Here is a 20,474-nt window from a genome sequence, read left to right as displayed (position 1 = left end):
CGAGGCGCATCCTGTTAGTCCAGCAACCCATCCTGACGGAACATCTTTTTGATGCCGCGCATGGCCTGCCGGGTACGTTGTTCGTTTTCAATCAGTGCAAAGCGCACATGATCATCGCCATAATCACCAAAACCCACGCCTGGCGACACTGCTACACCGGCTTCGATAAGCAGTTTCTTGGAAAACTCCAGCGAGCCCATGGCCCGATAGGGTTCCGGAATTTCCGCCCAAACAAACATGGTGGCGCGGGGTTTTTCAACCGGCCAACCAATGTCGCCCAAGCCTTCTACCAATACATCCCGCCGTTGACGGTACATCTCGCAGATTTCCGCAACACAACTCTGGTCCCCTTCGAGGGCCGCGATAGCCGCCACCTGGATCGGCGTAAAAGTACCGTAGTCCATGTACGATTTGATCCGGGCTAGGGCATGGATCAAGTCTTTGTTGCCGCAACAGAAACCCACCCGCCAACCAGGCATGTTGTAACTTTTGGATAGGGAAAAGAACTCCACCGCCACATCCTTGGCTCCCTCTACCTGAAGAATGGACGGTGCTTTGTAGCCATCGAACACGATATCTGCATAGGCGATATCGTGCACCACCCAAATCTGATGCTCACGGGCGATAGCGACCACTTTCTCGAAGAATTCCAGCTCCACGCACTGCGCGGTGGGATTGCCAGGAAAATTGAGCACCAACATTTTCGGCTTGGGCCAAGATTCCTTGATCGCCCGCTCCAACTCGACAAAGAAATCCACGCCCTTAACCATAGGGACATGGCGGATATCCGCGTTGGAAATCACAAAGCCGTAGGGATGGATCGGGTAGCTAGGGTTCGGCACCAATACCGTATCGCCTGGGCCCATCGTAGCCAGCGCCAAGTGCGCCAACCCCTCTTTGGAGCCGATGGTAACAATAGCTTCGGATTCCGGATCCAGATCCACCTCATATCGGCGCTGATACCAATCTGTCATCGCCTTGCGTAAGCGAGGAATACCACGTGACTGCGAATAACGGTGGGTATCTCCTCGTTGGGCGGTCTCTGTGAGCTTATCGACAATGTGCTTCGGTGTGGGCTGATCCGGGTTACCCATGCTGAAATCGATAATATCCTCACCCCGTGCTCGCGCGGCTGCCTTCATCTCTCCAACAATGTTGAAGACATAGGGAGGCAAACGACGGATTCGCTGGAAATCAGTTTCCACGACAACACCTTGGGTGGGAATAAAAGAAGGCGGACACATTAACGGCGCAGCTCGGCGCCGTCAATGTATCCGCCCTGTGTTTACAGCAGCAAACCGCCGTAATACGGGGGGTTCAGACTGATCAGTTCAGTCGCTTGAGCAAATCTTTCGGTGGTAAATACCCCCCCAGTTGCTTGCCCTCAGAGGTATAGATTGCCGGTGTACCACGCACCCCAAATTTCAAGCCCAATGGGTATTGCTCATCCACTGGCTTGGCACACTCACCCAGCTCGGCATCGCTAACCTTTTCGTTGAGCTTGGCATCGGTCAGTGCTTGAAGGCGATCTTCTGCGCACCAGATATGGCGCATGGCCGCTGCTGCCTTGGTGGTAGGGCCACCACGAGGGAAGGCCAGGTAATGGACAGTCACGCCCGAGTCCATGTATTCCTCAATATGGCGGTGCAATTTACGGCAATATCCGCAGGTAATATCAGTGAACACATACACTTCTGCTGTCTCTTCAGGCGCCACGTAAGAGATCATGTCGTCCTTGTTTAACGTCTTGATGCCGTCGGCGCGAACTTTTTCTAGTCGCTGCTCGGCCGGGTTGATCACCTCCCCGTCTTTTAGCTCCAGCAACTTACCGACCATCACAAAGCGGCCATTCTCACTCATATAAACGGTTTCACCACCGTTCACTTCAAGCTCAAGCATGCCCGCCATGGGGGCAGCGCGCACATCACTGACTTCAACCCCGTCAAAAGCGTTCTCGAACGCCGCTTTGGCTTGATCACCATCGATTTCGGCGTTCCCTTTATTACCTTCAGAACTGGCCCCACAGGCGGTCATCAGCCCCAATAATACAAACAGCAAACCTTTTTTCATTGTGTCGTTACTCCTTCTCTTAACCGTAAGAACCCGCCAACAGGCTCAAGTTCCCGATCGAGGGTGATGTTTCTGGTATACGTCTTGTAACCGCTGCTGCGCCACATGGGTATAAATTTGCGTGGTCGAGAGATCCGAATGGCCCAACAACAATTGCACCACCCGCAAATCTGCACCGTGATTCAACAAGTGAGTGGCAAAAGCATGCCGCAGTGTATGGGGAGAGAGCTTTTTTTGCACCCCTGCGACCACTGCTAGCTGCTTGATTCGATGCCAGAATGTCTGTCGGGTCATGCAGGTGCCACGGCGGCTGGGAAACAGTAGCTCCTGGTTGCCAGGCGTTGCAGCCCCCCCCATCAGCAACGCCCGTCCTTCACGCAGATAACGCTCCAGCCAGTGCAGTGCCTCTTCGCCCAACGGCACCAAGCGTTCCTTGTCGCCCTTGCCTATCACACGAATCACGCCTTGGCGGGGGTTTACCTGACTTTGCGTCAACGTCACCAATTCAGTGACCCGTAAGCCGGTGGCGTACAACACCTCCAGCATGGCCCGGTCGCGCAACCCTAAGGGGGTGGACAGGTCCGGCGCCGCCAACAGCGCCTCCACATCCGCTTCGCTCAGCGTTTTCGGTAACGGCCGCCCCAGTTTGGGACGCTCAATCAGCAGGGCAGGATCTTCACTAATACGCCCTTCGCGCTTAAGCCAACGGTAAAAGCTTTTCACCGCAGACAACTGACGAGCCACTGAGCGGGCACTGAGGCCCTGCTGGTGCCGGTAGGCCAAAAACTCCAGCAGTTGATAACGCTCGCAACCGAGCAGGGCTACCCGCTGCCCTTGCAACCAGCAAGCCAACTGGCTGAGGTCGCGACGATAATTAGACAAACTATGCTCACTCAGTCCTTTTTCCAGCCACTGCTGATCCAGCCAGCTATCAATCAGCCGGCGGTGGTCCTCGGTGAGCTGTCCATCGATTGCCGTTACCATGACGCCATCAAGCCTTATGCAAAAAGAGAAAACAACGTGTTACGCGGGCATTACCATGGATATCCGTGGGCGGTTTTACTAAATATTACCCCCACACCCGGCCATGTTAACGACAAACCCTGCCATTAAAGGCAACAATGGAGACGAGCAACATTGATTAGAAACCGTTACCAAGGAGAGCAATCGTGGGAATTTTATCTTGGATCGTATTCGGTCTTATCGCCGGTATCATTGCTAAATGGATTATGCCTGGAAAGGATCCGGGCGGCTTCATTGTCACCACCCTAATCGGTATCGCGGGTGCTGTGGTCGGTGGCTGGCTAGGCTCCATCACTGGCCTAGGCGGTTCGGTCAGCGGGTTCAGCCTAGGCAGCTTTGTCACCGCCATTATCGGTGCATTGGTACTGCTGGCTCTGTACCGGCAGATGAAAAAGTTTTAGCAAACAGCTGCAAGCCGCACGAGGATCCAAGCTCCTGCTTAGCACAAAAAGCAGGGGGTTCGCGCTGTAATCAAAATGAGGCAGAGTCCCTTGTAGAATCAACGCTCACCGAAACCCAGGCACCGCGTTTAATGCAACTGCAAAGCGGCTCCTGCGTTGCAGCTTTGTGGCTTGGAGTTGTCGCTCTTTGCGGATATTTAAGCCGCAGAGCGGACCCAAAAAAGCCGCTTCCTTTACGGGAAGCGGCTTTTTTGTTGGAGCAATCTACCGGGCCAGAGGTTGATTTCGCATGCCCTACAGCAAAGGCTAAACCAACATTCACTCGCGGTAGAAGGAATCCGCAATCTACCGGATTTTTTCTTTGATCCGTGCAGACTTGCCTGAGCGATCACGCAGGTAGTAAAGCTTAGCGCGGCTAACATCACCACGACGATTCACTTCGATGGAATCGATCAGCGGGCTATGCAGCTGGAATACACGCTCAACACCGACACCGTGGGAGATTTTACGCACAGTGAAAGCAGAGTTCAGCCCACGGTTACGACGAGCGATAACCACACCCTGGAACGCCTGCAGACGCTCGCGGGTACCTTCCTTTACTTTCACTTGCACGGTAACAGTGTCACCGGCACTGAATTCCGGAAGTTCGGACTTCAGCTGGGCTTCTTCGATGCCCTGGATAATAAGGTTCTTGCCACTCATGGCAGTGCTCCTAATCAGTAGTTTTTGCTGTATGCGACGGCTGCTCGGCGATGTATTCGTCCAGCAGCTGTTGCTCTTCTTTGCTCAAGCCCCGCGCCCGGCGGGCCTCCAGCAGGTCTGGACGCTGTTGCCAGGTCCGTCCCAACGCCTGCTTAAGGCGCCAGCGGCGAATCAGTTCATGATTGCCGCTGAGCAGTACCGGTGGCACTGCCTGCTCGCCATACACCTCCGGGCGGGTGTAGTGCGGGCAATCGAGCAAGTTTTCGAATTCACCCGAAAAAGAGTCCTGCTCGGCGGAGTCTTGGTGACCCAACACTCCGGGTATCAATCGGCTAACCGCATCGATCAGCACCAGCGCTGGCAATTCACCACCGCTGAGTACGTAGTCGCCGATGGAAATTTGCTCATCCACCTCGGCATCGAGCAAACGCTCGTCTACGCCTTCATAGCGCCCGGCCAGCAATATTAGGCCAGGCTGTTCCGCTAACGCCGTGGCCTTGGCCTGGGTTAACGGCTGCCCCTGAGGGGACAGGTAAATCACTTTGGCTGCCGGGTTGGCGACGCGTGCAGCCTGTAAGGCTTTCGCCAGCGGCTCCACTTTCATCACCATGCCAGGGCCGCCCCCAAAAGGGCGATCATCCACGGTACGGTGGCGGTCTTCGGTGAAGTCCCGAGGGTTCACCGTTTCCACCTGCAGCTGACCATTATCGACAGCCCGCCGAGTAACGCCAAAGCCAGTAATCGCTTGTGCCATCTCCGGAAACAACGTTACCAGAGTGACGGCAAACGTAGGCTTCGTCGTCATCATTTAAAAGTCCGGATCCCAATCCACCGTCATTTCGCCGTCTTCTAGGCTAATCGCAGTGATCACGTCCTCCGGAAGCCAAGGAATCAGACGCTCACGCCGATCCAGGCTATTGCGGTCCCCACGCACCACGACCACGTCATTGGCACCGGTTTCCACCATGCGCGTCACGCTGCCCAGGTCCATGCCATTCACATGTTTTACCCGTAGGCCAATCAAGTCGCGCCAATAATACTCACCCTGGCCTGATTGCGGCAGCAAATCGGCAGGTACGCCGATATCCTGCCCCACCAAGGCCGCCGCAGCTTCCCGGTCGGATACGCCTTCCAGTTGCGCGATCAACCCTTTCCCTTGAGGCCGAAAGCCGGTCACTTTCACCGGTTTCCATGTTCCAGCAGCGCTAGAACCGCCTGAGTTCAGGGCGCCCTGTTTCAGGTGCCAGGGCTGGTACTGCTGGAGGTTGACCATGGGGTCGGTATAGGAATACACCTTTACCCACCCCTTGACGCCGTGCACCCCAAGGATGCGGCCGACTACCACCAGCTGGGAGGACGCGCCCCCTTCAGCCGAAGAGGATTGTCCTCGCTCTGCCATCAGGCTGCCTTACGGGCCTGTTTGGCAAGGGTCTTAACACGGTCAGACAGCTGTGCACCCTTAGCAACCCAGGCATCCAGGCTTTCTAAGTTCAGCTTGAGAGGGATTTCACCGCCACGGGCGATGGGGTTGTAGAAACCCAGTTGCTCGATAAAACGACCATCACGTGCGTAACGGCTATCTGCAACAACGATGCTATAGAACGGGCGCTTCTTGGAACCGCCGCGAGCGAGACGAATAACTACCATGGTTTACTTACCTTATTTATCAATCCGGTTTCCCGGCCGAACCATCAACAAGACGCTCCGACCATCGTATCCGCTTGAAAGCCACCCGTGAGAAACACGCAGAGGCCGCGAAGGGCGCGAATTATACAGGGAGTCGAAGCAGGCAACAAGCACCACACTCCGTGCATTTTCATGCGCTTGCGAAAACACCTTTTTGAGTGCAGGCCTCTCGTAGCGAGAACCTGTACCGCAGGGCAATCAAGCATTGCCGGGCTTAACAGGAGAGACCGTGCTGCATAGCGTTTAGACTACCTCGCACCCCAAACGCAACGCGGGCAGAGGGGTAGACCTTGCCGCCCGCTCTGCCCGCGCTCTACAGCTTGCGCCTTGACGCTGTTCCTACATCGGCGGCATGCCACCTGGGCCACCCATGCCCCCTGGCGGCATGCCGCCACCGGGGCCGCCTTGGCCTCCCCCTCCCATCATACCTTCCATACCCCGCATCATGTTCTTCATGCCACCCTTGGTACGCATCTTCTTCATCATCTTGGCCATCATTTTTTGCTGCTTGATGAGACGATTCAGGTCCTGAATTTCCAGGCCGGCACCGGCGACAATGCGTTTCTTACGTGACCCTTTGAGCAATTCCGGGTTGCGACGCTCTTTCGGCGTCATGGAATCGATCAACGCTTCCATGTGCTTCATTTGCTTCATGGCTGCCGGATCTTGGGCTGCTTCCATCATCCCGCCCATGCCCGGCAGCTTGTCGAGCAGGCCGGCCATACCGCCCATATTACGCATCTGTTGGAACTGGTCCTTCAGATCCTCGAAGTCCATCGCCTTGCCTTTCTTGAACTTCTTGGCGATTTTTTCGGCTTTCTTTTTGTCCAGCTTGCGCTCGGCTTCTTCCACCAAGGACAACACATCGCCCATGCCGAGGATCCGGCTGGCAATACGATCCGGGTGAAACGGCTCCAAGGCATCGGTTTTCTCACCCATGCCGATAAACTTGATGGGCTTACCAGTAAGCTGGCGTACGGACAGCGCAGCACCACCGCGGGAGTCACCATCGGCCTTGGTAAGGATCACACCGGTGAGAGGCAAAGCCTCATTGAAAGCCTGGGCGGTATTCGCCGCATCTTGACCCGTCATGGCATCGACCACGAACAGGGTTTCCACCGGGCTAATAGCGCCGTGTAGACGCTTAATTTCGCTCATCATGTCTTCATCGACATGGAGACGACCAGCGGTATCAACGATCAGCACGTCCATATAGCGACGACGGGCTTCATCCAGCGCCGCATTGGCAATATCCACCGGATCCTGATCGCTGGAAGACGGGAAGAAGTGAGTCTCCACCTCACCAGCCAAGGTTTTCAGCTGCTCAATAGCCGCCGGGCGGTAAATATCCGCAGACACCACCATGACCTTCTTCTTCTCCCGCTCTTGCAGGAAGCGCGCAAGCTTGGCTACGGACGTGGTTTTACCTGCCCCCTGCAAACCCGCCATCAAAATAATGGCTGGAGGCTTAGTAGCCAAATCCAGACCATCATTGGCGTCGCCCATGGTATGGACAAGCTCGTCGTTGACGATCTTTACGAACGCTTGGCCAGGGTTCAGGCTCTGCAACACCTCCTGCCCCAAGGCTTTTTCTTTTACCTGCTCGACAAACTCTTTCACCACCGGCAAGGCCACGTCGGCCTCCAGCAGTGCCTTGCGCACTTCGCGCAGGGTGTCGCGGATATTGTCTTCGGTCAGGGAACCCTGACCTGCCAGGCTTTTAAGCGACGATCCCAACCGATCGGTGAGATTCTCGAACATGGGTCTACCTCCAAATGCACCATGTCTGCGGCCAGGCATGCCTGCCGCAGTGACAGGGGCGCAATTATAGCCCTCCTTGGGCATCAACGTCATGGGGCACGACCGTAACACACTCATCCGAACACAAAATGAGAATGATTGTTGATAGACAACTGGCGCCTATGCCAGACTTCAGCGGGCTTGGCCCGGAATTTTATACCCGGGCGCCTACTTCGGATAACAACGGCTTATGAACTTTTCCGTGATCACCGGCTTCGCGGCGTTTATTTTGTATCTCACCGCCTGCCTGATCCTGTATCGACAATTTCGCGGCAAGACCGTGCCATCCCGGGCCAGCATCCTGATCCCCGGCACATTGGCCGTGATTGCCCATGGAGCCAGTCTTTGGCAGGTGATGATCACCGACGAAGGGCTGCAGCTAGGGTTGTTCCCCATTGCCTCCGCCACAGCCGTGACGGGTGCCGCCGTGGTGCTTACGTCTAGCCTGTATCGTCCTTTCGAGTGGATATCCGCTCTCGTCTACCCGTTTGCGGCGGCTACCATTCCCGCCATGCTATGGGTAAACACGGGCTATACCGCTCACCCACTAACCCACGGGCTTGGCGCCCACGTGCTGCTTTCCATTATTGCTTACGCAATACTGGCCTTAGCCGCGTGCCAGTCGATTCTGCTTTGGGTGCAGGATCGGCAGCTTAAAAATGGCCACATCCGGGGGGTAATGCGCGTATTCCCGCCCATCCAGGTCATGGAATCCATGTTATTTGAAGCCATTTGGCTGGGCGAAATCCTACTCACCATCGCCATACTCAGCGGCTTCCTTTACGTAGATAATTTATTTGCTCAGCATCTGATGCATAAAACAGTGCTGACGCTCATATCCTGGGTAGTGTTCGCTATTCTACTTGGCGGTCGTCATCTACGCGGCTGGCGAGGGCACACAGCCATTCGCTTCACTCTTAGCGGTTTTGCCATGTTGCTAGTCGCCTTCTTCGGCAGCCAACTAGTTCTAGAATTCATATTGAAACGCTGAAAACGATAAAAAGTTGTGCCGCCAAAGGGGAAGAGTGCGGCGGCGGCCGCAGCAACGGGCTAAGGCCGTGCCCACGGTTCCACTTTTAACTTCCAACTCGCTCCCGCTTTCCTTGACACCTCAACCCCTCGGCCCGAACAATAGCGGGCCGACTGGCGGATAAACGATATTTCCTTTGGATACCTACTCTGACGGGTTGCTGATTGGCGCCCTGGTTATTCTCATTCTTGTTTCTGCTTTTTTTTCTAGTAGTGAAACCGGCATGGTGGCGATCAATCGTTACCGGCTTCGGCATTTGGCCCGCCAAGGTCAAAAAGCGGCCAAACGGGTCGAAACCCTGCTCAAACGAACAGACCGTCTGTTGTCTGTCATTCTGATCGGCAACAATTTCGTCAATAACTTTGCCGCTACCGTAGCCGCTATTTTGGCCATCCGCTGGTTAGGCGACAGCGGCGCAGCAGTGGCCCCGGTGGTAATCACCATCATCATGTTGGTGTTCGCGGAAATCACCCCAAAGACCTATGCTGCCATGCGCCCAGAGCGGGTAGCCTTTCCCGCCAGCCTGATCCTTAAGCCTTTGCAGGTTGTGCTCGCGCCCCTGGTATGGATGGTGAACGGGGTTAGCAGCATGCTACTACGGTTAGGCGGCATTCGCCCCAACGAGCATGATGACGACCACCTCAGCCCAGAAGAGCTGCGCACCGTGGTGAATGAAGCCGGCGGCCTAATCCCAGAAAATCATCAGAAAATGTTGCTTAACATTCTTGATCTGGAAACTGTCACCGTGGAGGACATTATGGTCCCCCGTAACGAGATGGTGGGAATCGATCTGGATGATGACATGCACGACATCCTCACCACTCTGCGCTCCAGTCAGCACACTCGTTTACCCGTTTTCAACGGCGACCCGAACAATATGATCGGCCTATTACACCTGCGTAAATTGAGCCGTTTACTGCTCAAGGAGGAAATCAACAAGGCCGAGCTAATGCAGTACACCGTCGAGCCTTACTTCGTCCCGGAAGCGACCTCCCTGCACCAGCAATTAATCAATTTCCAGAATGCCAAGCGCCGCATCGGCATAGTCGTAGATGAATACGGAGACGTACACGGCCTGGTCACCCTGGAAGATATTCTCGAAGAAATTGTCGGCGAATTTACCACCGACCTGGCCGCCACCAGCCAGGACATTCACCCACAGGAAGACGGCAGCTACGTGATTGATGGCTCCTCTACCTTGCGAGACATTAACCGCGCCTTGCAATGGGAACTCCCCACTGATGGCCCAAAGACGTTGAACGGCCTGATTCTGGAGTACCTTCAGGACATTCCCGACGCCAACATCTCGGTAAGAATCGACCGGTACCTGATTGAAATCTTGCAAGTGAAAGACAATATGGTGAAGGCTGTGAGAGCGAGGAGGGCAGAAGTTAATTAATCACTACGGATGGATAATTGATTACTGTGCGAGAAGCGCAGGCGGAACGCCAACGCCAGCCCTCAATTATCCAGCAGCTTCAAACTCTGTCCGCGATCGGCGAACCCACCCAAGCGAGAATATCGGCTTCATAGCGTTTAACCAGCGCACGCCCTTCTGCTATCGCTTCCTTCGCGCGGTGGAAGTCCATCAGCGCAAAATCTTCCAGCATTGGCACCAGTGTCACCTCTGGTGGGTCGCCAGCCATACGCGAGCGGGTAATACGGTCCTGCATGATATTGATACTAGACGCCACTACATCAAAAAACCCCGGGTCCTGACCATCGCCTGAGGCAAAATAATCCATCATTTTTTGCCAGATGCTGCGCTCTTCAGCGGTGCTCTCTTCACCCTCTGCCTGGCTACGAGTGTCCCGTGACAGGTGAGCGCCCACCAGCTGAGCATTCAAGTTTACCGCGATCACAACATCTGCACCCATGGCTCGAGCCGCAGAAACAGGTACGGGGTTAACCAAACCGCCATCGAGCATCCAGCGCCCCTGCATCTTCACCGGAGAAAACAGGCCAGGCAAAGCACAAGAAGCCCGTGCAGCATCCAACATGCGCCCTTTGGTTATCCAAACTTCGCGGCCGCTGGCCATGTCCGTGGCAACGGTGACCAACTTCTTATCCAGGGTTTCTATTTCGGGATTATCGTGGTTGTTCTGGAAAAAGCTAAACAGCTTCTCCCCCTTCACCATACCTCCGGAAAAGCTGATATCCAGCAAACCAAATACATCTTTCACCGTCAGGGACTCGACCCAATCGGCAAAGGCGTTGAGCGAACCGGTGACATAAGCGCCGCCCACCAAGGCGCCAATAGAGGTACCTGCCACCACCTGAGGATGAACGCCGATCTCATCCAGCGCCTGAATAACGCCAATATGTGCCCACCCCCTGGCCGAGCCACTGCCTAACGCCAAGCCGACAACAGGCTGGACAGGCTCTTGGCTACCCATCTCGGTCGTCATTTATCGTTCTCCTTACGCACTACGCAGGGGGCTGGCTCGCCATTCATGCGCTGATCAATACGGCGAAACACTTCTCGCTTTTCATCATCCGAGAGCAACCCCCAGATGGAAATCTCTCCACCGGTACGGAAACAGCCCACACAGATATCATCTTCATCCAATGCGCAAATCGACACACACGGCGACACTAGCTGTCTTTCAGTCATGGAACCGCTCGTCCACCTCCAGGTGCTGAGCAAACTCTTTCGCGTGGGCCACATAGTGCATGCTGCCCATGGTCAACATAGCCTTATGCCCCTCACCAATTTCTTTCACTACCTTGGCAGGTGACCCCATAACCAAGGAGTTGTCGGGAATTTTCATGCCTTCCGGCACGAGGGAGTTCGCGCCAATGATACAGTTATTGCCAATGACCGCTTTGTTGAGCACCACCGCATTGATACCGATCAGGCTGTTATTACCCACCGTACAGCCATGCAACATGACTTTGTGCCCCACCGTCACATCCTTGCCCAGTTTCATGGGCACACCCGGGTCCACGTGCAATACAGCACCGTCCTGAATATTGGTATTCTCACCAATTTCTATGACATCGTTATCCGCTCGCAGCACCGCGTTGAACCAAATACTGCTGTTGGCTTCCATGATCACCGAGCCGATGACGGTGGCGTTATCCGCTATCCAGTGGCCATCACCACGTTGCTCTAAGCGACGCTCACCAATCTTATAAATCATGCCTTTCCCCTTTTTACTGATACCCAGCGGCGGGTTATTTCACTTCGAACTCAATGCCTGCGTCATAAACATGGTTAATCAAGTCCAGAATCATGAAGGCGGTTAGCCCCCAAATACGCTTGTCTTCATAGTAATAGCTGGGAATACGAAACTGGCGACCAAACACATCGATAGGACTGGAAAGCTCTGGTATCTCATCCAGGAAAAACTGCAAGGGAACCTGAAAAATCGTGTCAATCTCGCCGGGCTCCGCTTGCAGCTCCACGTCAGGACGAACAATGCCCACAAAGGGCGTCACTTTCATACCATAACGGGACGCCAAGGGAGATAATTGCCCGAGCACATCCACATAATCCGGTGACAACCCAACTTCTTCTTCGCTTTCTCGCAAAGCGGTCATCAACAAATCTTTGTCGCCTGGATCCCGCTTGCCTCCAGGAAAGGCCACTTCGCCCGCATGAGTGGGCATGGAATTGGAGCGAACCGTCAGGATGATCTGGGGGTCAGGCACATCCACTAACGGCATTAAAACAGCGGCCTCAGGTAAGGCCAGGGACAATTCTGTGCGTCTGTAATCCGGCAAACGCTGCCTGAGCTGCTCAAGCACACCCTTCTCCAATTCACAAATTCAAACGCTAGTTTGAACAGCCCGGGCGCCCTGAGCAAGCCTTGTCAAAGCCCATTGCCGACCATCGGTCACAAACCCATCCCCCTTTTTGGGGCACGGTAAACTTTTGACTTACGCCAAACGAACTAACTGCTAACTGGCTCTCCCCCCCCCTACACCATACGCATCCCGCCATTTTCCCTGAAAACCGACTAACCAAAGTGCGCAATCGCTCCGCTTTCTATTACCCTATCGACTAGTAGAACGCTGATAAATTCGGCCCCAATGGCGAATTTCACTGCAGGAAAAGTCGCGTAAAACTGGGCGCATGGGGTTTAATTATCAGGGATGAACATGATGACAGAGGACGCCACCGCTCGCCTTTTTCTTGCCGGACTCTTGTTGATTCTGATGGCACAGGCGAACGCTACCGACCTTTCATTTTTCAATGAAACACCCACGGGAAATAAAGCGGATATTACCCAGCAGGGAAGGAGCGCCGCCACTCTTCAACGGGAGGAGCTAAGCCTTAGCGCCTCATGTCAGCAAAAGGATTTCGCCAACCAGGCCGACATCATCCAGCTCAGCTGGGAAAACCTCGCGGTGGTGAGCCGATACGGTACTGGGATCTAAACTATGCCGGGATCTGCCAGAAAGGGGCCAATAACACAATCACGCCGGGGGGAGATGACTCTCACGCAGAATTACTCTCCGCTCTCTTCCAAGTGGTTTTCATGCACCCAACGCATCACGCCCACCCGGCTTTTCACCCCCACCTTGCGATACAGGCTTTGCAAATGCGCCTTCACCGTATGTGTGCTCAGGCAAATAGCATCAGCGATTTCGTGGTTGCTCATGCCTCGCACCACATGGTCCAGCATTTGCCTTTCACGGCTCGTGAGGCTTTCAAAGATATGCCCACACCGAGTCGGGGTTTTGCGGTGACGGACCAGATAATCCATGTAACTGCGCGGGAACCAGCTACGTCCCTTGCAGACCTCATCCAACGCCTTGGAAATAAGCGCGTCGCTATCCTGCTGGTAGATAACCCCCTTGACTACCGGCCAGTTAAGCAAGAAAAAAATATTATCGTCTCGATCTGCATTAACCAGAATTACCCGACACAGCGGCATGTGCTCCTGGATACGACCAAGCAACCCTTCGATTTCCGGGGTGGAAAAGTCCAGCACATTGATGAGAACCAAGTCATCCTGAATCTGATCACAGAAAAGATCTTCACTGCTGATTGCTGTGCAGGATACGCCACGCTGGTTTTCAATTGATTTCGCTAAAAGCCGGATTGCAAGATTGTTGCAATGCGAAACCACCAGATAGGCTTTACTCTCGTCACGGGTCCTGTGCGCCATCGACACATCCATATCAATGTACCCTCCCCAATCAATGTCCCTAGCCCCAAGTGCATAGACAAGGGGCTAAGAAGCGCCGCCATGCTACATTACCAAACAGGCCAATGTCGTATGACTGGCTTCTATTAACCAAGATCGCTAGTCTATGGCCACCGTTTTCAAGAGCACCGGCTCTATCTGCGATATATTAAATATCTGCAAATTTGTGGTATACGTCACAAATAATGCCACTTTCATTTTCTACAGGCAATTGTCAAATCATTCATACCCCAAATGAATGGTCTGCGTTGAGGCGATATCTTCCGGGGCGTTAACCCCCCCCTCATTGTGAGTTTTTCATGAAATTCTGTAGCCATTGCGGCAATCCCAACCTGCAGTTCAGTATCCCTGAAGGGGATAACCGCCCCCGCTACTGGTGCCCGGATTGCGAGACGATCCATTATCAGAACCCCAAGATCGTGGTGGGTGCAGTGCCCATATGGGAAGGTAAAGTGCTGCTCTGCAAGCGCGCCATTGAGCCACGCAAAGGCTATTGGACGCTACCGGCTGGCTACATGGAAAATGGAGAAACGCTGCAGGAGGGTGCGGCCAGGGAAACGTGGGAGGAAGCCTGCGCCACGGTAGCCATTGGCGACTTGTATACAGTTTTCAATTTGCCGCATATCAATCAGGTGTATGTTTTCTTTCTTGGTGACGTGGAAGACGGTAAATACGGCGTCGGGGAAGAAAGCAGTGACGCCGGCCTCTTTTCCCTGGATGACATCCCTTGGGATGAACTGGCGTTTCCCACCATCGGCCGCACCTTGCGGTTTTATATCGACGACCTAGAGCGCAACGATTTTCCGGTTCGCACCCAAGACATCCAGCCGCTCAAACGCCGCCCCCAAGAGGAGTGACACAACACCGGCCACACTCAGTGTATGCCGGGCAACCTCTCCAGTTTCCACAAGTCAATGGCAGGCTCTTCGTAGGGGTGAGACAGACGCAGGGCGCTAATCACCGCTTGCAGACACGACTCAAGGCAAAGCGTTTCCACCCGGTATTCTTCCACTACTTCCACCTGATCCTGCTCACCTAAAAAAGGCTTACTCCCTGGCAAGGGGCGAAATTGCCCCTGCCCCAAAGTCTGGAAGCTGCAACAGTCATAATCGCCCAAGTGCCCTGCTCCCGCCTCGAATATGGCAGTTTTCACCTGCTCAACATGGCTAGCGGGCACATAGAAACACAGCTTGTAATGCAGCTCCTCCATTGTGGCCTCCTCGCGATTATCATTGGTTACGCCAAACGGCGCCCCAAGCACAAACGGCAATCAATGCCGCGCAACTTACGCGCCAACACGGGTTCCAGTTTTACACTTTCAACTCACCACACTCCGGTTTCAACTCATATTCACCTTGGGCCGAAATCCAGACACCTTCTGCCGACACTGACTGCACACCATTCACCCATACACTGCCTTCGCAGCGTAATTTACGGCGCTCTAAAGAAACCAACCGGGCCTCAAAATCCACTGGCGTGTTCAACGGAGTAGCCGCCAGATAGCGAATATTGAGAGTACCGGTCATGCCGAGCTGGCGAACATAATCCTGCGTCTTGGCCATCAACATATCCAATGCCAGTGCCAGCACGCCACCGTGCACCCGTCCTGGAGGTCCCTGAAACACCGAACCGAAGGTGGCCCGCCCGCGCACGCAGTCGCCATCCAGCCACAATTCCAACGGCGGCGAAAGCGGTGACGCCTTACCAGTAAGGATTTCAAAATCCACCAGATCGGTCACATCATCGCCACTTGCTTCCCCGGTCAGCATGCGCTGCAGAATCTGGTTGTAATCGCGCTGCCCTTCCTGCTGCAATGCCTGTCGCAATAGTTGCACCTGAGCAATGTAATCCTGCAACTTGGCCTGCGATGCATCCAGGCGTAGCACCTGTTCATTAAGGCCCGCGAGCTCCTGCCCCAGCTGACGATGCAGCTGAGCACGAGAGGAAGGCTCAGGCGTTTCCGCCACACGAATATCTCGAAAATGATAGGTGGTTTTCGTCATACGTTACCCCAAACTCTTAGGCATCAGCCAAATGCCTTGCGCGTGGACGGCCTGGATATCGCCATGCCAGCCAAGATAGTTATACCCGCCTGTGCACGGATCAAACGCTCGGCCAGCTGCGCCTAGCCGCACTGATACGGCGGCACTGACAAAATCGCTGGGCACAGGCCCGGTTTTGTAGGCCTCTTGCCGCTCCCTGGCCCCAAAGATTTTTTTCAGGCATGGAAATACAACGGGCTGAGGCTACGGGAAACTGACGGCAACACGCCATCAAACCATCGCTTGATTCTGAGCGGAGACAGGGACTGGCTCAAGGCCCGAACAGAACATAAAAAAGGCGGAAAGGGTCACCCCGTTTCCGCCTTCTACTCTTTTCACTTTAGCTTTTTAACCGATTTTCATCCTACCCATTTCCGGGCGTTGGCAAACATCCGCAACCAGGGGCCATTTTCGTGGCCGCGCCAGTCATCCGGAATCCAGCTATTTTGCAGCACACGGAACACCCGCTCGGGATGCGGCATCATAATAGTGACGCGGCCGTCAGTGGTGGTAAAACCGGTCACACCCTGTGGCGAACCATTGGGGTTGGCCGGGTATTGTTGCGCCGGATTCCCCAAGCCATCCACGTAACGCAGGCTCACCAGCCGCTGCTCGAGATTGCGATTCAATGCATCGTCCGCCAGCTCCACACGACCTTCCCCATGGGCTACCGCAATGGGAATTCGCGTACCGGCCATGCCTTGCAGCAGAATGGAGGGAGAGTCCTGCACTTCCACGAGGGATGTGCGCGCCTCGAACTGCTCTGACAGGTTGCGCACAAAACGCGGCCAGTGCTCAGCACCGGGAATCAAATCTTTCAAATGCGACAGCATCTGGCAGCCATTACAAACCCCAAGCGCAAAGGTGTCTTCACGGAAGAAGAAACGATTAAAAGCTTCACGCATCTCTTCGTTATAAAGCACCGTCTTGGCCCAGCCTCCGCCAGCACCTAGCACATCGCCGTAGGAGAAACCGCCACAGGCCACCAAGCCCTTGAAATCATCCAGCTTCACACGGCCTTCGAGCAAATCACTCATGTGCACATCAACGGCGGAGAAGCCCACACGATCAAACGCTGCAGCCATTTCCGTCTGACCATTAACGCCCTGCTCGCGCAGGATGGCCATTTGCGGTTTGCTGCCAGTATTGATGGAGGCAGAGCCAATAAACGGGGCTGCAGGGTTTTCCGTCATATCGAAGGTCAGCCGCACGTTCAGGCCCGGGCCATTGCTATACGCAATGGCATCGAATTCCTGGCGAGCACAATCCGGGTTATCCCTCAAAGACTGAATCTGGTAGCTGGTTTCTGCCCAGATACGCTGCAACTCCCGGCGCGGGGTTTCCAGTAAAGTACCGCCGCCCAAGCGCAGACGGATAACATCGTCGCCATCCGGTTGGCCTAGACAATGAACACACTGGCCCAGCCCGGCTTCCGCATAGCGCGCTATCACCGCGTCAGCCTGGGCTTTTTCAACCTGCAGCACGGCGCCCAACTCTTCGCTAAACAGGGCCGCAATGGCTTCCGGCGTATCACCAGCCAGATGATCCAAGGTGATATCCAAACCTGTACGAGCAGCGAACGCCATTTCCACCAGTGTGGTGAACAGGCCGCCGTCGGAACGATCATGGTAAGCCAGCAGTTTGCGCTCAGCCAGCAACTGTTGAGTCACTTCGAAAAAGGCAATCAGGTCTTTGGCATCATCCAAGTCCGGGGCAATGTCACCGACCTTGCCGTACACTTGTGCGAGAGCAGAGCCAGCCATACGATTCTGGCCACGGCCCAGATCCAACAGCAGCAACTCACTCTCCACGCCAGTTTTCAGTTCCGGGGTCACCGTCAGGTCGATATCGGTGACCGTGGAAAATGCAGAAATCACTAGCGACATGGGCGCAGTCACACTTTTATCGATGCCCTTGTCGTTCCACACCGTACGCATGGATAGCGAGTCCTTACCCACCGGAATGGCAATGCCCAGCTGCGGGCATAGATCCATACCCACCGCTTTCACCGCATCAAACAAGGCCTGGTCTTCACCAGGGTGGCCCGCCGCTGCCATCCAGTTGGCCGACATACTAATCTGGCCCAGGTCGCCCAGGTGTGCACCGGCAATATTGGTGATTGATTCGGCCACCGCCATACGACCAGACGCCGCCGCATCCACCAATGCCACTGGGGTACGCTCCCCCATGGCCATGGCCTCGCCAGTGCTTTTGCCCTCTGCGTTGGGATTAAAACCGGTCGCGGTTACCGCACAATCAGCCACCGGCACCTGCCAAGGGCCAACCATTTGATCACGGTGCACCAGCCCGGTAATGGAGCGATCCCCGATGGTGATCAAGAAGCTCTTGGAGGCCACAGACGGCAAGCGTAAGACCCGCTCACTGGCATCCTTGAGGTCAATAGCTTCGGTGCTGAACGACTGGCGCACAAAGTCTTCGCGCTCGAAGCTGCGCAGCATTTTCGGCGGCTTGCCGAACAGCAGATCCATGGGCAGATCCACCGGCGCCTTGCCAAAATGTTCATCGCTGACGGTCAAGTGCTCTTCATCCGTCGCCTCACCCAGTACCGCATAGGGTGCGCGTTCACGCTGGCAGATGGCGTCGAAGCCGGGCACGTCTTCTGGCATCACCGCCAACACATACCGCTCCTGAGCCTCATTACACCAAATCTCTACCGGGCTCATACCGGGCTCAGAACTGGGCACCTTGCGCAACTCCAGCTTGGCACCCATATCATGGTCGTGTACCAGTTCAGGCAAGGCGTTGGACAAACCGCCAGCGCCCACATCGTGAATGGACACAATCGGGTTATCGTCCCCTTGAGCCCAGCAACGATCGATCACTTCCTGCACCCGCCGTTCGATTTCCGGGTTCTCACGTTGCACCGAGGCAAAATCTAGCGCTTCCGCAGACTGCCCCGAGGCCATGGAGCTCGCCGCCCCTCCCCCCAGCCCGATCAACATGGCCGGGCCACCCAACACAATAATCTTGGCACCGGCGGGAATGGGATTCTTTTCCACATGGCCGTCGCGAATGTTACCTAGGCCACCGGCGATCATAATTGGCTTGTGGTAGCCGCGCACCTCATCACCGTTAACGCCCGGAGCACTGATTTCCAGGGTGCGGAAATAACCACACAGGTTCGGACGGCCAAATTCATTATTAAAGGCCGCCGCACCAACCGGCCCTTCGATCATGATATCCAGCGCTGAGGCAATACGCCCAGGTTTGCCGTACGGTTGCTCCCAGGGCTGACCAAAACCGGGAATATTCAAGTTGGACACGGAAAAACCGTTTAGGCCAGCTTTGGGCTTAGAGCCACGACCTGTCGCTCCCTCATCACGGATTTCACCGCCAGAGCCGGTGGCCGCCCCCGGATGCGGTGCAATCGCCGTGGGATGATTGTGAGTCTCTACCTTCATCAACATATGTACCGGTTCGTTGACGAACTGATACTGCTGGCTGCCCGGCACCGGGAAAAAGCGGTCTGCCACCGGGCCGGCCACCACCGAGGAATTATCGCTGTAAGCGCTCAGCACCCCATCTGGTGAATGCTTGTAGGTATTACGGATCATCCCGAATAGGCTCAGATCTTGCTCTTCACCGTCAATAGTCCAATCCGCATTGAAAATCTTGTGGCGGCAGTGCTCGGAATTGGCTTGGGCAAACATCATCAGTTCCGCATCGGACGGGTTACGCCCCAACGCAATAAACTGCTCCACCAAGTATTCAACCTCATCCGCAGCCAGCGCCAGCCCCAACTCACCATTGGCGGTTTCCAGCGCCGCCCGGCCCCCGCCAAGAATATCCACGGTCGTCAATTCCCGTGGCTGGTGATGGGTAAACAAGGTGACGGCGGCATCCAGCTCGGGCAGCACCACTTCTACCATTCTGTCATGTAGGGCGGCAGCCAGAGTATCTCGATCACCTTCACCGTCCAGTCGATACTCAATCCCGCGCTCAATGCGCTCCACCTGAGTAAGGCCAGCGTTATGACAAATATCCGTTGCCTTGGAAGACCAAGGCGAAATGGTGCCTGGGCGCGGCACCACCACAAAACGCTGCCCCTCAACCTGGGCTTCTTCAACACTGGGGCCATACTCAAGCAAACCTTCCAGCACCTGGTGTTGTGCAGCATTGAGCGGCATCGACAACTCCACAAAATGCACATAGCGCGCCGACAAGGCCGATACGCCATTCAAGGACTCGAGCAGTTTTTCCTTACGAAATGCGGACAGGGCCGGGCTTCCGGAGAGGATCAGCATAGTGCGCCTTATATGATTACCAATGGGGATTGAGGGGTGCCAGATGTTCAAGGCATTTATTTAGGCTGGCAATGATACGGGATTTGCTCGCCGCTCGCAGCCTCTCAAGCCGCCCAATTGCAGCGCAAGGCAGTATACTTCTTGCTCGCTCTTACTCTGCTATCAAGCATGGACGAATCGCCCACACACAGCCCACGATATACAATTTAATGCTCACCTGTTAACCTCTAAAATTGTGCAAAAAAAGAGCAATTGTTCGACAAAGGCATACAGAACAGTCAGTTGCCGATGATAGAGTC

At 55.0% G+C, this 20,474-nt stretch carries 21 protein-coding genes; 5 read left to right on the top strand and 16 right to left on the bottom strand.

The genetic code is table 11. The annotated features are described in order from the left end of the window. Positions 1 to 14: 14 nt before the first annotated feature. The 3 genes from alaC to xerD all read right to left on the bottom strand — a co-directional run bounded on the left by alaC (position 15) and on the right by xerD (position 3,054). Positions 15 to 1,205, bottom strand: coding sequence for an alanine transaminase (gene alaC / locus ABO_RS04155; RefSeq protein ID WP_035460794.1), 1,191 nt, complete (start codon positions 1,203 to 1,205; stop codon positions 15 to 17). A 121-nt stretch (positions 1,206 to 1,326) separates the two neighbouring features. Then, positions 1,327 to 2,070: a DsbC family protein gene (locus ABO_RS04150; protein WP_011588088.1), complete on the bottom strand. Its 744-nt coding sequence runs from the start codon at positions 2,068 to 2,070 to the stop codon at positions 1,327 to 1,329. A gap of 45 nt (positions 2,071 to 2,115) precedes the next feature. After that, on the bottom strand, positions 2,116 to 3,054 hold the full coding sequence (gene xerD / locus ABO_RS04145; protein ID WP_011588087.1) for a site-specific tyrosine recombinase XerD: 939 nt from the start codon (positions 3,052 to 3,054) through the stop codon (positions 2,116 to 2,118). 185 nt (positions 3,055 to 3,239) lie between these two features. Here xerD and ABO_RS04140 point away from each other — a divergent pair, with 185 nt between their 5' ends. Beyond that, complete coding sequence (locus tag ABO_RS04140) at positions 3,240 to 3,494, top strand: GlsB/YeaQ/YmgE family stress response membrane protein (RefSeq protein ID WP_011588086.1); 255 nt, start codon at positions 3,240 to 3,242, stop codon at positions 3,492 to 3,494. Between the two features lie 345 nt (positions 3,495 to 3,839). Here ABO_RS04140 and rplS read toward each other — a convergent pair whose 3' ends face one another. From rplS to ffh, 5 genes are all read right to left on the bottom strand, one after another. Then, a complete protein-coding gene (rplS, locus tag ABO_RS04135) occupies positions 3,840 to 4,196 on the bottom strand; it encodes a 50S ribosomal protein L19 (RefSeq protein ID WP_011588085.1) in 357 nt (118 codons plus the stop codon). 10 nt (positions 4,197 to 4,206) lie between these two features. Next, the gene (gene trmD, locus ABO_RS04130) at positions 4,207 to 5,004 is read right to left on the bottom strand and encodes a tRNA (guanosine(37)-N1)-methyltransferase TrmD (RefSeq protein ID WP_011588084.1); all 798 of its coding nucleotides are present in this window, start codon (positions 5,002 to 5,004) and stop codon (positions 4,207 to 4,209) included. After that, positions 5,005 to 5,595, bottom strand: coding sequence for a ribosome maturation factor RimM (gene rimM / locus ABO_RS04125; RefSeq protein ID WP_011588083.1), 591 nt, complete (start codon positions 5,593 to 5,595; stop codon positions 5,005 to 5,007). Further along, positions 5,595 to 5,843 (bottom strand): 30S ribosomal protein S16, encoded by a 249-nt coding sequence (gene rpsP / locus ABO_RS04120; protein WP_011588082.1) that lies wholly within the window; start codon positions 5,841 to 5,843, stop codon positions 5,595 to 5,597. Before rpsP ends, rimM begins: the two co-directional genes overlap by 1 nt. Positions 5,844 to 6,221: 378 nt before the next feature. Continuing rightward, complete coding sequence (ffh, locus tag ABO_RS04115) at positions 6,222 to 7,643, bottom strand: signal recognition particle protein (protein ID WP_011588081.1); 1,422 nt, start codon at positions 7,641 to 7,643, stop codon at positions 6,222 to 6,224. 229 nt (positions 7,644 to 7,872) lie between these two features. Between ffh and ABO_RS04110 the strand changes: the two genes are divergently transcribed. Together ABO_RS04110 and ABO_RS04105 are read left to right on the top strand one after the other, a co-directional pair. Continuing rightward, on the top strand, positions 7,873 to 8,673 hold the full coding sequence (locus tag ABO_RS04110; RefSeq protein ID WP_011588080.1) for a cytochrome C assembly family protein: 801 nt from the start codon (positions 7,873 to 7,875) through the stop codon (positions 8,671 to 8,673). Between the two features lie 175 nt (positions 8,674 to 8,848). Beyond that, complete coding sequence (locus ABO_RS04105) at positions 8,849 to 10,111, top strand: HlyC/CorC family transporter (RefSeq protein ID WP_011588079.1); 1,263 nt, start codon at positions 8,849 to 8,851, stop codon at positions 10,109 to 10,111. 79 nt (positions 10,112 to 10,190) lie between these two features. Here the strand turns inward: ABO_RS04105 and rssA are convergent, their stop codons facing one another. The 4 genes from rssA to ABO_RS04085 are packed head-to-tail and all read right to left on the bottom strand — an operon-like array spanning position 10,191 to position 12,462. Continuing rightward, positions 10,191 to 11,120 (bottom strand): patatin-like phospholipase RssA, encoded by a 930-nt coding sequence (gene rssA / locus ABO_RS04100; RefSeq protein ID WP_011588078.1) that lies wholly within the window; start codon positions 11,118 to 11,120, stop codon positions 10,191 to 10,193. Next, positions 11,117 to 11,326: a DUF1289 domain-containing protein gene (locus ABO_RS04095; RefSeq protein WP_011588077.1), complete on the bottom strand. Its 210-nt coding sequence runs from the start codon at positions 11,324 to 11,326 to the stop codon at positions 11,117 to 11,119. Before ABO_RS04095 ends, rssA begins: the two co-directional genes overlap by 4 nt. Continuing rightward, complete coding sequence (locus ABO_RS04090; RefSeq protein ID WP_011588076.1) at positions 11,319 to 11,855, bottom strand: gamma carbonic anhydrase family protein; 537 nt, start codon at positions 11,853 to 11,855, stop codon at positions 11,319 to 11,321. The genes ABO_RS04095 and ABO_RS04090 overlap by 8 nt, the downstream gene beginning before the upstream one ends. Positions 11,856 to 11,889: 34 nt before the next feature. Beyond that, on the bottom strand, positions 11,890 to 12,462 hold the full coding sequence (locus tag ABO_RS04085; protein WP_035460800.1) for a CoA pyrophosphatase: 573 nt from the start codon (positions 12,460 to 12,462) through the stop codon (positions 11,890 to 11,892). 354 nt (positions 12,463 to 12,816) lie between these two features. Between ABO_RS04085 and ABO_RS04080 the strand changes: the two genes are divergently transcribed. Then, positions 12,817 to 13,095 carry a hypothetical protein gene (locus ABO_RS04080; protein WP_035460802.1) on the top strand — a complete coding sequence of 93 codons (279 nt, stop codon included), beginning with the start codon at positions 12,817 to 12,819 and terminating at the stop codon, positions 13,093 to 13,095. 71 nt (positions 13,096 to 13,166) lie between these two features. Here ABO_RS04080 and ABO_RS04075 read toward each other — a convergent pair whose 3' ends face one another. Further along, entirely contained in the window at positions 13,167 to 13,829 is a 663-nt protein-coding gene (locus tag ABO_RS04075; RefSeq protein ID WP_231483483.1) for a helix-turn-helix transcriptional regulator, read from the bottom strand. A gap of 338 nt (positions 13,830 to 14,167) precedes the next feature. Between ABO_RS04075 and ABO_RS04070 the strand changes: the two genes are divergently transcribed. Then, positions 14,168 to 14,725 carry an NUDIX hydrolase gene (locus ABO_RS04070; protein ID WP_011588072.1) on the top strand — a complete coding sequence of 186 codons (558 nt, stop codon included), beginning with the start codon at positions 14,168 to 14,170 and terminating at the stop codon, positions 14,723 to 14,725. A 17-nt stretch (positions 14,726 to 14,742) separates the two neighbouring features. Here the strand turns inward: ABO_RS04070 and ABO_RS04065 are convergent, their stop codons facing one another. The 3 genes from ABO_RS04065 to purL form a co-directional block, all read right to left on the bottom strand. Next, entirely contained in the window at positions 14,743 to 15,078 is a 336-nt protein-coding gene (locus ABO_RS04065) for an NIF3 1 (protein ID WP_011588071.1), read from the bottom strand. A gap of 100 nt (positions 15,079 to 15,178) precedes the next feature. Next, a complete protein-coding gene (locus ABO_RS04060; RefSeq protein ID WP_011588070.1) occupies positions 15,179 to 15,871 on the bottom strand; it encodes a PaaI family thioesterase in 693 nt (230 codons plus the stop codon). A gap of 398 nt (positions 15,872 to 16,269) precedes the next feature. After that, positions 16,270 to 20,175, bottom strand: coding sequence for a phosphoribosylformylglycinamidine synthase (gene purL, locus ABO_RS04055; RefSeq protein ID WP_011588069.1), 3,906 nt, complete (start codon positions 20,173 to 20,175; stop codon positions 16,270 to 16,272). Positions 20,176 to 20,474: the final 299 nt, after the last annotated feature.

The organism is Alcanivorax borkumensis SK2, assembly GCF_000009365.1.
In the GTDB taxonomy this organism is placed as follows: domain Bacteria; phylum Pseudomonadota; class Gammaproteobacteria; order Pseudomonadales; family Alcanivoracaceae; genus Alcanivorax; species Alcanivorax borkumensis.
Note: the sequence above shows the minus strand (reverse complement) of the source record. Positions and strands in the feature narration are given on the sequence as shown.